Origin of the sequence: Caulobacter sp. CCG-8 (assembly GCF_037402475.1) — a bacterium.
In the GTDB taxonomy this organism is placed as follows: domain Bacteria; phylum Pseudomonadota; class Alphaproteobacteria; order Caulobacterales; family Caulobacteraceae; genus Caulobacter.
The window spans coordinates 57,710-71,022 of the sequence record NZ_JBBEUD010000001.1 but is presented as its reverse complement, the minus strand read 5'-3'; the positions used below and the strand labels follow the sequence as shown (position 1 = coordinate 71,022).

At 69.2% G+C, this 13,313-nt stretch carries 8 protein-coding genes; all 8 read left to right on the top strand.

Translation table 11 applies throughout. From position 1 onward, the window contains the following. Positions 1-120 precede the first annotated feature (120 nt). The 8 genes from WAE60_RS00335 to WAE60_RS00300 all read left to right on the top strand — a co-directional run bounded on the left by WAE60_RS00335 (position 121) and on the right by WAE60_RS00300 (position 13,256). Entirely contained in the window at positions 121-813 is a 693-nt protein-coding gene (locus WAE60_RS00335) for a TorF family putative porin (RefSeq protein WP_337684292.1), read from the top strand. Positions 814-827: 14 nt separating this feature from the next. Beyond that, positions 828-1,406, top strand: a complete 579-nt coding sequence (gene kdpC / locus WAE60_RS00330) for a potassium-transporting ATPase subunit KdpC (protein WP_337684291.1) — start codon at positions 828-830, stop codon at positions 1,404-1,406. Positions 1,407-1,430: 24 nt separating this feature from the next. After that, positions 1,431-1,784 (top strand): PilZ domain-containing protein, encoded by a 354-nt coding sequence (locus WAE60_RS00325; RefSeq protein WP_029914948.1) that lies wholly within the window; start codon positions 1,431-1,433, stop codon positions 1,782-1,784. A gap of 217 nt (positions 1,785-2,001) precedes the next feature. Further along, a complete protein-coding gene (locus tag WAE60_RS00320; protein WP_337684289.1) occupies positions 2,002-3,327 on the top strand; it encodes an efflux RND transporter periplasmic adaptor subunit in 1,326 nt (441 codons plus the stop codon). A 9-nt stretch (positions 3,328-3,336) separates the two neighbouring features. Continuing rightward, entirely contained in the window at positions 3,337-6,474 is a 3,138-nt protein-coding gene (locus tag WAE60_RS00315; RefSeq protein ID WP_337684287.1) for a multidrug efflux RND transporter permease subunit, read from the top strand. Next, positions 6,471-9,680: an efflux RND transporter permease subunit gene (locus WAE60_RS00310; protein ID WP_337684286.1), complete on the top strand. Its 3,210-nt coding sequence runs from the start codon at positions 6,471-6,473 to the stop codon at positions 9,678-9,680. Before WAE60_RS00315 ends, WAE60_RS00310 begins: the two co-directional genes overlap by 4 nt. After that, the gene (locus tag WAE60_RS00305; RefSeq protein WP_337684285.1) at positions 9,680-11,122 is read left to right on the top strand and encodes an efflux transporter outer membrane subunit; all 1,443 of its coding nucleotides are present in this window, start codon (positions 9,680-9,682) and stop codon (positions 11,120-11,122) included. The genes WAE60_RS00310 and WAE60_RS00305 overlap by 1 nt, the downstream gene beginning before the upstream one ends. 133 nt (positions 11,123-11,255) lie before the next feature. Next, positions 11,256-13,256, top strand: coding sequence for a hypothetical protein (locus tag WAE60_RS00300; protein WP_337684283.1), 2,001 nt, complete (start codon positions 11,256-11,258; stop codon positions 13,254-13,256). Positions 13,257-13,313: the final 57 nt, after the last annotated feature.

Sequence of the window (13,313 nt, the reverse complement as noted above, 5' to 3'; positions counted from 1 at the left end):
GCGACCTGCTGTTCGGGGCCGGCGCGATCGGGCTGGTCTTCGTGGCGGCCCTGATCGGCCAATCCTTCTGACGACAACCTTCGAAATCCACCCAGTTTCTTTTCTGAAAGAACGACTTAAATGACCAAGTTCGCTTTCCGCCTCCTCGCCGCCGCCGCCGGCGTCCTGGCCCTCTCGGCCGGGATGGCCCAGGCCCAGGACGCCCCGAAGCTGAGCTACAATGTCGGCGTCGCCTCGGACTATGTCTTCCGGGGCGTCAGCCAGACCGACGAGAACCCCCAGGTGTTCGGCGGCGTCGACCTGACCGCCGGCAAGGTCTACGCCGGCACCTGGGCCTCGAACGTCGACTTCGGCGACGACACCGACGCCGAGATCGACCTCTACGCCGGCTTCAAGCCGACCCTGGGTCCCGCGACCCTGGATCTCGGCGTGATCTACTACGGCTATGTCGGCGCACCGTCGGGCGCCGGCTACGCCAACACCGAGTTCAAGGTCGCCGGCTCGGTCCCGGCCGGCAAGGGTTCGCTGGGCGCGGCGGTGTTCTACAGCCCCGACAGCTTCGGCGCCGCCGACGAGGCGACCTACTACGAGGTCAATGGCAGCTACCCCGTGACCGGGAAGTGGAGCGTCTCCGGCGCCCTGGGCCGCCAGACCTACAAGGGCTCGGGCGACTACACGACCTGGAACCTGGGCGCGGCCTACGCCATCAACGACAAGCTGGCCCTGGACCTGCGCTACGTCGACACCGACCAACACGACTTCGGCAAGCTGTACGACAGCCGCGCCGTCGCCACCCTCAAAGCCAGCTTCTAGAGAGGAAGACAGCCATGCTTTCGCATCTTCGTCCGGCCCTGGTCTCGATGGGCCTGTTCACGGCCCTGCTGGGCCTGGCCTATCCGCTGGCCGTCACCGGCGTCGCCCAGGCCGCGTTCCCGGCCCAGGCCAACGGCAGCCTGGTCAAGGACGCCAAGGGGACGGTCGTCGGCTCGACCCTGATCGCCCAGGGCTTCGCCAAGCCCGAGTACCTGCATCCGCGTCCGTCGGCGGCCGGCAATGGCTACGACGCCTCGGCGTCCAGCGGCTCCAACATGGGTCCGCTGAACGACAAGCTGATCGAGCGCGAGAAGACCGACGCGGCGACCCTGCGCGCCGAGAACCCCGGCGTCGCGATCCCCGCCGACGCGGTGACCACCTCGGGCTCGGGTCTGGATCCGGAAATCTCGCCGGCCTACGCCCGCTTCCAGGCGCCGCGCATCGCCAAGGCCCGGGGGATGACGGTCGGGGCCGTCGACGCGGCGATCGACCGCCACCTTGAGGGGCGCCTGCTGGGCTTCATCGGCCAGCCGCGCGTCAACGTCCTGCTGGTCAATCGCGACCTGGACGGCGCGGCGGGCGCCATCCGTTAACCCTGCTTGGCTAGGGTCGCCGCCATGCGATCCGAAACCGAATCCAGACCAGGTGTCGAACAGCGGGCCCATCCCCGCACGCCGACCAAGCGCAAGGCCTATGTGGTCGACGGCCGCAAGGCCTGGAAGGTCTCGCTGATCGACATCGCCGAAGGCGGCGCCCGGATCGCGATCGCCGATCTGGACCTGCCCGCCGAGGGCGCGTTCCTCGTGGACTCCATCGCCAAGCGGATCCACCTGACCCGCGTGGTCTGGCGTTCGCAGAAGGAAGCCGGCCTGCAGTTCATCGAGAGCGACACGCTGGACGGGCCGGCCGGCGGCAAGGACGGCGCCGTGTCGATCGCCACGCGCTTCGCCTGGCGACTGAACGCGGCCTGACCCTTCAGGACTACGCCTCTCGCTAATCCAGTTAGGCGAAGTTGCGGCGCGGCAAGTTTCGCGTCTGAAATGTTCAGGCAAACGTGACCGGGCAAGTAAGCCTAGGCGTGATCTCCTTCGCGGCCGTCCGAGCATCCGTTTCGCCATTGTGGCGTTTGATGGTGCGGACGCCGCGGCGGCGATCCGCCGTCCCTTGCCACGCGCGCCTGAGATCTCGATGACCGAACCCCGTCCGCCGATCCGTCATGTCAGCCGCAAGGCGCAAATCATCGGCGGTGCGATCGCCCTGGCGGTTCTGGTCGGAATTGTGTGGCTGGCCTGGACCCTGATGCACGCGCCGAAGGGCGAGGGCGGCGGAGCGGGCGGTCCCGGAGGCCCGGGCGGCGGGTTCGGCGGCGGACGGCGCGGCGGTCCGGCCAGCACCGTGGCCGTGGCCACCGCGACCCAGGCCGACCTTCCGGTGATCATCGAGGCCCTGGGCACGGTGAAGCCCGCCGCGACGGTCACCGTCCGGCCTCAGGTCTCGGGCGTGATCACCCAGGTGATGTTCAAGGAAGGCCAGATGGTCCGCGCCGGCCAGCCGCTGGTGCAGATCGATCCGCGCCAGTTCCAGATGGACCTGATGCAGGCGCAGGGGAACCTGACCCGCGACGAGGCCCAGCTGGCCAGCGCCCAGGTCACCCTGACCCGCTACCAGACCCTGCTGGCCCAGGACTCCATCGCCCGCCAGGATGTCGACACCCAGGCCGCGACCGTCAAGCAGCTGCAGGGCACGGTGATGGCCGATCGGGCCGCTGTCGGCACGGCGCGGCTGAACGTCGGCTACGCCCGCATCGTCGCCCCGGTCAGCGGCCGGGTCGGCCTGCGGGTCGTGGACGCGGGCAACTACATCGGGGCGGGCGACGCCGGCGGTGTGGCGGTGATCACGACCGTCTCGCCGATCGACGTCGAGTTCACCGTCCCGCAGGACGACGTGCCGCGCATCGCGGCCCGGGCCAACGGCGCCGGCGTGCTGCCGGTGATCGCCCTGGACCGCACCCGCACCACCACGCTGGACAAGGGGACTTTCTCGACCCTGGACAACCTGGTCGACACGGGCACCGGTACGGTCAAGGCCAAGGCCCGCTTCCCCAATGCCGGCGGGGCGCTGTTCCCCAGCCAGTTCGTCAATGTCCGGCTGGAGCTGAACACCATCCAGGGCGCGGTCGTCGTGCCCGCCACGGCCCTGCGCCAGAGCAGCGACGGCGCCTTCGTCTGGGTGCTGGGCGAAGGGCAGGTCGTCCACAAGCGCAAGGTCACGTCCGGGCCGTCGACCACCACCCAGGTGTCGATTGTCAGTGGACTGAAGGTCGGCGAGAAGGTCATCACCGAGGGCGGCGACCGCCTGCGCGAAGGCGGCAAGGTGCAGCTGCCCGGCCAGGCCGCCGGCCGCATGGGCCAAGGCAAGGGCAAGGGAAAAGGCCAGTGGGCCGGCAAGCCGGGCGAGGGCGGTCAGGGGCAAGGCGGCGAACATCGCCGTCGCCGTCAGCAACAGGCCGAATAGGCCGCGCCGATGAACCCCTCGCGTCCTTTCATCCAGCGGCCGGTCGCCACGGCGCTGTTCATGGCGGCCATCGTCCTGGCCGGCCTGGTCGGCTTCCGGCTGCTGCCGCTGTCGGCCCTGCCGCAGGTCGACTATCCCACCATCCAAATCCAGACGCTCTATCCCGGCGCCAGCCCCGAGGTGATGAGCCAGACGGTCACCGCGCCGCTGGAGCGCCAGCTGGGCGAGATGGCCGGCCTGGCGCGGATGAGCTCGACCAGCACGGCCGGTGCCTCGATCATCACCCTGCAGTTCAACCTGGGTGAAAGCCTGGACGTCGCCGAGCAGGAGGTGCAGGCGGCGATCAACGGGGCCAACAGCCTGCTGCCGGCCGACCTGCCGGCCCCGCCGGTCTACGCCAAGGTCAATCCGGCCGACGCCCCGGTGCTGACCCTGGCGGTGACCTCCGACACCCTGCCGCTGACCGAGGTGCAGAACCTGGTCAACACCCGCCTGGCCCAGAAGATCAGCCAGGTCTCGGGCGTGGGCCTGGTCACGCTCAGCGGCGGTCAGCGGCCCGCCATCCGGATCCAGGCCGACACCCAGGCCATGGCCAGCTACGGCATCACCTTGGCCAATGTGCAGAGCGCGATCAGCAACGCCAACGCCAACAGCGCCAAGGGCAGCTTCGACGGCCCGACCCGCGCCTACACGATCAACGCCAACGACCAGCTGCTGACCGTCGACGACTATTCGAACCTGATCGTCAGCTACAAGGACCAGGCCCCGATCCGCTTGCGCGACATCGCCCAGGTCGTGCAGAGCGCCGAGAACACCCGGCTGGGCGCCTGGGCGAACGAGACGCCGGCGATCATCGTCAACGTCCAGCGCCAGCCGGGCGCCAACGTCATCAAGACCGTCGACGCCATCAAGGCCAAGCTGCCGGAACTGGAGGAGGGGCTGCCCGCCACCCTCGAGGTCAAGGTGCTGGCCGACCGCACCACCGGCATCCGCGGCTCGGTCCACCATGTGGAGATGGAGCTGCTGCTGGCCGTGGTCATGGTCGTGGTGGTGATCTTCTTCTTCCTGCACAGCCTGCGCGCCACCCTGATCGCCGGCCTGGCCGTGCCGATCTCGCTGATCGGCTCGTGCGGGGTGATGTACCTGCTGGGCTTCTCGCTGAACAATCTGAGCCTGATGGCGCTGACCATCGCGACGGGCTTCGTGGTCGACGACGCCATCGTCATGATCGAGAACATCTCCAGGCACCTGGAGAAGGGCGTCAAGCCGATGGCGGCGGCCCTGCAGGGCGCCAAGGAGATCGGCTTCACGATCATCTCGCTGACCGTGTCGCTGATCGCGGTACTGATCCCGCTGCTGTTCATGGGCGACGTGGTGGGGCGGCTGTTCCGAGAGTTCGCCATCACCCTGGCGATCACCATCCTGATCTCGGCCGTGGTTTCCCTGACCCTGACGCCGATGCTGTCGGCCCGCTGGCTGAAGCCGGCCGGCGAGGAGCACCAGGGCCGGATCGCCCGCAAGTCCCAGGCCGTGTTCGAGCGGGTCGAGGGCAAGTACGAGAAGGGCCTGGCCTGGGTGCTGGAACACCAGACGGCCACCCTGATCGTCGGCGTCGGGACCCTGGTCCTGACCGCCTTGCTCTACCTGGTCATCCCCAAGGGCCTGTTCCCGACCCAGGACACCGGCCAGCTTCAGGCCCGCACCGAGGTCGAGCAGTCGGTGTCGTACGACCGCATGGCGGGGCTGCAGCAGGACGCCGCCAAGGCCATCCTCGACGATCCGGCGGTGGAGAGCCTTAGCTCGTTCATCGGCGTCGACGGCGCCAACAACAGCATGCTCCACACCGGCCAGATGCTGATCAACCTGAAGGCCGACCGCCACGGCTCGCAGGAGAAGATCATGCAGCGGCTGCGGGACCGCGTCGCCGCCGTGCCGGGCGTGCACCTCTATCTGCAGCCCACCCAGGACCTGACGATCGACGCCGAGACCGGCCCGACCCTCTACCGCCTGTCGCTGGAGGGCGCCGACACCGCCACGGTCAAGCAATGGGCCGGCAAGCTGGCCGAGCGTCTGGCCAAGGTGAAGTCGGTGCGCAACGTCTACAGCGACGCCAGCGCCACCGGGGCGGCGGCCTATGTCGACATCGACCGCGACACCGCCGCCCGTCTTTCGATCACGGCCTCGGACATCGACGACGCCCTCTACAGCGCCTTCGGCCAGAGGATCGTCTCGACCATCTTCACCGAGACCAACCAGTACCGGGTGATCCTGGAGGCCAAGCCGGGCCTGCTGACCGCGCCGGAGTCGCTGGGCCTGCTGAACCTGAAGACCGGCGGCGGCTCGCCCACGCCGCTGTCGGCGATCTCGACGATCAAGGAGCAGACCGCCCCGCTGCAGGTGACCCACGTCGCCCAGTTCCCGGCCACCACGATCGGCTTCGACACCGCGCCCGGCGTCTCGCTGGGCAAGGCGGTCGACGACATCCGCGCGGCCATGAAGGACATCGGCATGCCGGTGTCGGTGACGCACACCTTCCTCGGCGCGGCCGGCGCGTACGAAAACTCGCTGAGCAACCAGCTGTGGCTGATCCTGGCGGCCGTGGTCTGCGTCTACATCGTGCTGGGCGTACTCTACGAGAGCTACATCCACCCGCTGACCATCCTGTCGACCCTGCCGTCGGCCGGCGTCGGCGCGCTGCTGGCGCTGTGGATCACCGGCAACGACCTGGGCGTGATCGGCATCATCGGCATCATCCTCCTGATCGGCATCGTCAAGAAGAACGCGATCATGATGATCGACTTCGCGATCGACGCCCAGCGCAACGAGGGCAAGAGCCCGCGCGACGCCATCTTCCAGGCGGCCGTGCTGCGCTTCCGCCCGATCCTGATGACCACCCTGGCGGCCCTGTTCGCGGCGGTCCCCCTGATGCTGAGCTTCGGCGAGGGCGGCGAACTGCGCCGGCCGCTGGGCATCGCCATCTTCGGCGGCCTGCTGGTCAGCCAGCTGCTGACGATGTTCACCACCCCGGTGATCTACCTGGCCTTCGACCGCTTCGCCCCGGCCGACAAGGGCGTCCACCGCGAACATGACGACCACGTCGCGCCCGACCGGGCCGATCCCGACCCTATCCCGGGGGCGCCGTCGTGAACCTGTCGGCGCCCTTCATCAAGCGGCCGGTGGCCACGGTCCTGCTGACCATCGGCCTGGCCATGGCGGGGATCGCCGCCTTTTTCGTGCTGCCGGTCTCGCCCCTGCCGCAGGTGGACTATCCGACCATCTCGGTCTCGGCCAATCTGTCGGGCGCCAGTCCCGAGACCATGGCCTCCAGCGTCGCCACGCCCCTGGAGCGGCGGCTGGGCGTGATCCCCGGCGTCACCGAGATGACCTCGCAGAGCAACACCGGCTCGGCCCGGGTGACCCTGCAGTTCGACCTCAACCGCGATATCGACGGCGCCGCCCGCGAGGTGCAGGCCGCCATCAACGCCGCCCGCTCGGACCTGCCGGCCACGCTGCGCAGCAACCCCAGCTACCGCAAGCAGAACCCTTCGGACGCCCCGGTGATCATCCTGGCCCTGACCAGCGACACCAAGACCCCGGGCCAGATCTACGACGCGGTTTCCAACATCGTGGCCCAACGCTTGTCACAGGTGACCGGCGTCGGAGACGTCGAGATCGGCGGCGGCTCGCTGCCGGCGGTGCGGGTGTCGGTCAATCCGTTCCTGCTGAACCAGTACGGCATCGCCCTGGAGGACGTGCGCGCCGCCGTGCAGTCGGCCAACGCCAACCGCCCCAAGGGCCAGGTCGAGGGGGCGGGGCGGCGCTTCCAGGTCTATACCAGCCCCGGCGGGCGCAAGGCGGCCGACTACGCCCCCCTGGTCGTGGCCTGGCGCGGCGACGCGCCGGTGCGCCTGCAGGACGTGGCCGAGGTCACCGACAGCGTCGCCGACACCCGGACCCTGGGCTTGTTCAACGGCAAGCCGGCGATCATCATCCTGGTCACCCGCCAGCCGGGCGCCAACATCATCCAGACCGTCGACAGCGTACGGGCCGTCCTGCCCGAGCTGCGGGCCCAACTGCCCAGCGACATCAACGTCCAGGTCGCCTCGGACAGCACCAATTCGATCCGCGCCTCGCTGCACGAGATCGAGGTGACCGTTCTGATCTCGGTCGTGCTGGTGGTGCTGGTGGTCAGCGCCTTCCTGCGCAGCGCCCGCGCCACCTTCATCCCCGCGGCGGCGACCGTCGTGTCGCTGCTGGGCACGTTCGGGGTGATGTACCTGCTGGGCTTCTCGCTGAACAACCTCAGCCTGATGGCCATCACCGTGGCCACCGGCTTCGTGGTCGACGACGCCATCGTGGTGCTGGAGAACACCCAGCGGCACATCGAGAAGGGCATGGACCGCTTCAAGGCCGCCCTGCTGGGCGCGCGCGAGGTGGGCTTCACGGTGCTGTCGATCAGCATCTCGCTGGTGGCCGTCTTCATCCCGCTGCTGTTCATGGGCGGCCAGGTGGGGCGGCTGTTCCGCGAGTTCGCCGTCACCCTGTCGACGGCGGTGATGATCTCGCTGGTCATCTCGCTGACCACCACGCCGATGATGTGCGCCTACCTGCTGCGGCCGCCCAAGGAAGGCAGGCAGGAGGGGCGGATCGCCCGCTTCTTCGAGGCCGGCTTCGACCGCGTCCATCGCGCCTACGAATACAGCCTGGACTGGGCCCTGGCCGCCAAGCCGCTGGTGGTGCTGATCCTGGTGGTGGTGATCGGCCTGACCGGCTGGCTCTACGTCGCCATGCCCAAGGGCTTCTTCCCCCAGCAGGACAGCGGGCAGATCCAGGCGGGCCTGCGCGCCGACCAGAGCGTCTCGTTCCACGTCATGCAGGACAAGCTGCGCCAGGTGGTGAACATCATCCGCAAGGATCCGGCGGTCGATACCGTGGTGGGCTTCACCGGCGGGAACCGCGCGGGCGGCGGCTTCCTGTTCGTCAATCTCAAGCCCTTGGGCAGCGGGGCGGACGACCGCAAGGACAAGGGCTCGGTGGTGATCAACCGCCTGCGGCCGCAGCTGCAGAAGGTCACCGGCATCAGCGTCTTCCTCAACCCCGTCCAGGACGTGCGGATGGGCGGGCGCTCCAGCAACTCGACCTACCAGTACACCCTGACCAGCGACTCCAGCGACGCGCTGAAGCAATGGGCCCCCAAGCTGGCCGAGGCGATGAAGGCCCGGTCCGACGTCATGACCGACGTCGACAGCGACCAGTCCGAGAACGGCGTCGAGACCTTCGTGACGATCGACCGCGACAGCGCTTCGCGGATGGGCGTCACGCCCCGGGCGGTCGACAACGCGCTCTACAACGCCTTCGGCCAGCGCCAGGTCGCCACGATCTACGAGGACATCAACCAGTACGCCGTGATCCTGGAGTGGGACCGTCGGTTCTCGAAGGGACCCGAGGCGCTGAACGATGTCTATGTACCGACCCGCGCCAGCGGCGCGACAGCGACCACTTCGACAAGCGGGGCGGCGGTCAATCCGGCCCTGCGCGACGCCTCGACCGGTTCGGCCCTGAACACGGCGGTGACGCCGATGACGCCGCTCTCGGCGATCTCCAGCGTCGCCCAGGCCGCCACCCCGACCTCTATCAACCACCAGAACGGCGAGCTGGCCACGACGGTGTCGTTCAACCTGGCCGACGGGGTCTCGCTCAGCGACGCCCAGGCCGCCATCAAGCAGGCCGAGGCCGACATCGCCCTGCCGACCAACGTGCGCGGCAGCTTCCAGGGCAGCGCCCGCAGCGCCCAGGACCAGAACAAGCAGCAGCCGTTCCTGGTCGCCGCCGCCATCGTGGCGATCTACATCGTGCTGGGCATCCTCTACGAGAGCTACGTCCACCCGCTGACGGTGCTGTCGACCCTGCCGGCGGCGGGGGTGGGGGCGATGCTGGCCCTGCTGGTCTTCAAGATGGAGTTCTCGGTGATCGCCCTGATCGGGGTGTTCCTGCTGCTGGGCATCGTCAAGAAGAACGCCATCCTGATCATCGACTTCGCCCTGGAGGCCCAGCGCTCGCGCGGGCTCTCGGCCATCGAGGCCGTGCGCGAGGCCAGCCTCCTGCGCTTCCGGCCGATCCTGATGACCACCCTGGCCGCCGCCCTGGGCGCCTTGCCCCTGGCCATCGGATTCGGGGAGGGGGCCGAGCTGCGCCGTCCGCTGGGGATCACCATCATCGGCGGCCTGATCGCCAGCCAGCTGCTGACCCTGATCACCACCCCGGTCGTCTACGTCTATCTCGACCGCCTGCGGGGCAAGAAGCGCGACGAGCGCTATCTCGCCCACATGCCCTCCGCGCCGGAGCCAGTCTGATGCCTGCTTTCAAGCCCCCCATCTTCAAGACTGGAGTCCTTGCCGGCGCTTCGCTGATCCTGCTGTCGGCCTGCACGGTCGGGCCCGCCTATCAGCGGCCGGACGTCACCGCCTCGGCCACGGCCCTGCCGGCGACCTACAAGGCCCTGGACGGCTGGAAGGTCGCCACGCCCGGCGATCTGCTCGACCGCGGCGACTGGTGGACCCTGCTGGGGGATCCGGCGCTGGACGCCCTGGTGGCCAAGGTCAACGTCTCCAACCAGACCATCGCCGCCGCCGAGGCCAACTACCGGCAGGCGCGGGCCCTGACGCGCGAGCAGCGGGCCAGCCTGTTCCCGGTGGTCGACCTGTCGGGCTCGGTCACCAAGGCCGGCGGCTCGGCCTCGGTCAATTCAGCCGGCGGTTCGGGCAACGCCGCGCGTTACCAGGCCAGCCTCGGCGCCAGCTGGGAGCCGGACCTCTGGGGCCGCATCCGCCAGGGGATCAACGGCGCCAAGGCCGGCGAGCAGGCCAGCGCGGCCGACCTGGCCGGCGCCAAGCTGTCCATGCAGGGCGAGCTGGCGGTGAACTATCTGGGCCTGCGCCAGACCGACGTCGAGCTGGCCCTGGTGACCCGGACCGTCGAGGGCTACCAGCGCAGCCTGCAGATCACCCAGAACCGCTACGCCGCCGCCATCGCGCCCAAGTCGGACGTGCTGCAGGCCACCAGCCAGCTGGCCGGAGCCCAGGCCGAGCTGGAGAGCCTGCGCCAGACCCGAGCGGCCTACGAGAACGCCATCGCCACCCTGATCGGCGAGCCGGCCAGCGGCTTCCGCCTGGCCGCCGACCCCAACTGGAGCGCCCGCGTGCCCGAGATACCGGCCGGGGTGCCCTCGACCCTGCTGGAGCGCCGTCCGGACATCGCGGCCGCCGAGCGCCGGGTGGCCGCCGCCAACGCCGACATCGGGGTGGCCCGCGCCGCCTTTTTCCCGACCATCGGTCTCAGCGCCGCCGGCAACACCAGCGGCACCGATTTCGGCGATCTGTTCTCGGCCTCGGCCAACACCTGGTCGCTGGGCCTGACCGCCGCCCAGACCCTGTTCGACGCCGGCGCGCGCAAGGCGCGGGTGGAGCAGGCGAGGGCGTCCTACGACGCCTCGGTGGCCGACTACCGCCAGACCGCCTTGGCCGCTTTCGAGGACGTGGAGAACCAACTGACCGCGGCCCAGGCGCTGGAACGCCGCCAGGCCCTGCTGAAGACCAGCTCGGACGCCGCCGACCAGACCGAGCAGATGCTGCTGAACCAGTACAAGGCCGGGCAGGTGGCCTACACGGATGTCGTCGCGGCCCAAGCCTCGGCGCTGTCCGCCCGGCGGGCCCTGGTGACCGCCACCGTGGCGCGCCAGACCACGGCCGTGGCGCTGATCCAGGCCCTGGGCGGCGGCTGGCAGGCGCCGACCTGACGGTCGGGTCCGCGACCTTCGGCGCCGGCGCCGATCACCTTGAGGTATAGCCCCGCTCGCGAATCGGCGTTCTCCTAGCGGTTCAACGGGCGCGCCGAACGCGAAGTCCCGCTGGTCGGACCGGGGGGTGTCGATGTCACTGCTGAACGGGACGGCGCCGCCTGCGCCTGGCGATGGCGTCGACGGCGACTTTTGGATCGATACGACCGCCTGGTTCATCTACGGCCCGAAGGCGGCGGGCGCCTGGCCCGCCGGCGTGGCCATGATCGGGCACACCCCGACGAACGCCGAGCTCGAGGCCCTGATCACGCCGATCGTCGACAGCGCGGTGACGGCCGCGGTCAACGCGCTCTATCTCCAACTGACGGTCGAGATGCCTGATCTCTCCCTTTCCGGGGATGCGATCTCGCCGACCGCGCCGGCGGGGACCGTGGTGGGGACCCTCGTCGGGAAGACACCCGGATCGCTCTTGTCGATCAGTCCCAACGACGGCCGGTTCATCCTTACCGGCGACGACTACAACGGTTGGAAAGTTGTGCGGGGATCCGCGCCCGTCGTCGCGGGCGATCTCGATCTTCTGGTGACCCAGACCTATCTGGCGGGCCGGAACAGCCCGAAGGTCGACGCCCTGCGGATCTTCATCACCGATCCGCTGCCGGTCCTGACGACGGCGGGTTACGCCTTCGCCGCGTCCCGCTTCGTCTTTCCGGTGACATCGACAGGCGGCGCCGGGGCCGGCAATCGGTTCCAGTTGTCGAACACCTATTTCGCGACGCCCGCCTGGACCGCGACGGGCTGGCGCTTCGCCTTCGCCAACTTCTACCTGGCGGGCGCGGTCGGCCCCGAACGCCCCGCCAACACCGCCATGACCATCGAGTTCGCCACGGTCACCGACGACCCCGTCGGCACGAACGCCTGGCCCGTGACCTTCAACGGCGGCTCGACCAGCGTCGTGATCCCCGCCGGACAGGTCGTGCTGTCCGACGAGGTGGTCGGGTTCGCGCCGGCGGCCAACAGCCATGCCTATATCCGCGTCCAGAAGTCGGTGCCGGTCGGCGGCTATCAGCTGGTTTCGATCTATCCGTCCACGGTCGGATCGGACCTCGGCGAAGGGAACGAAGGCACTTCCGCCGTCCAGACCGGCAAACGGCTCGGCGGCGCGATCGCCGTCACCAATCCCGGCTCGACGCAATCCTATTCACCTTGCTTCGCCGTCGCGAAGGGATGGGATGGAACCTCGCCGGTCTTCCTGATCAACGGCACCAGCCGCCAGGTCCCGACCAGCGACCTCGTGTACCGGCAGGCCCAGCGCAGCGTGACCAGCGCGATCATGCGCGGGCTGGACGATACGACGGGCGGACGGATGGCGTTCGGCAACTTCTCGCAGAGTGGGGCCTACGCCCTCAACACCGCGTCCGAGGCGACGGGCGCGTTCGCGGCGCGGATGGCCGCGCTCAGGGCGATCGGCAACGCGCCGTTCAATCGCATCGCGACCGACATCGGGCCCAACGACATCAACCAGGGCCTGCTGTCGCTTCCCGCGATCAAGAAGGCGACGACGAACTGGTGGCGCTTCTGGCGGGCGCACTGCCCGTCGACGCCGGTGTTCCATTTCTTCGGCGAGCCTTGGACGACCTCGGCGCCTGGGACCTACTGGACCACGGTGGCGGACCAGACGCCCCTGCCGAGCGCCGCCTATCCCGATGGCGTGCAGCCTCTGTGGTTCAACTGGCTGCTGACATCCGCCGATCGGCCCGCCTGGGTCACGGCGATCGACATGAGGACGACCTACGAGGACGGGGCCAGTCCCGGCAAGTGGAAGGCGCCCGGCGTGACGGGAGCCTTGCTGGCCAACGTGTCGGCGGGCGCGCTCTACTGCTCCGTCGACATGAGCGCCGTCGCGGAGCTCGGCGAAAGCCTGGTCGTCGACAACGAGCGCATCTACGTCTCCTCGACGACGGGACCGGCTTCGAACCAGACCCTCGGCATGCACTCGAAGTTCACGGCGGCCCATCCCGCGACCACGCTCGTGCGAACCGCCTATACGACCGACGGCGTCCACCCCGCCGCGCCGTTGATGATCGCCGGCGGCGGCTACATCGCCGGCTTGAAGGTGAGCGGCGTCATCCACTGAGCTGGCTAGACCAGTATCGGGTCGCCGGCTGACTGATGGCGAGCTCTGTCATCGAAC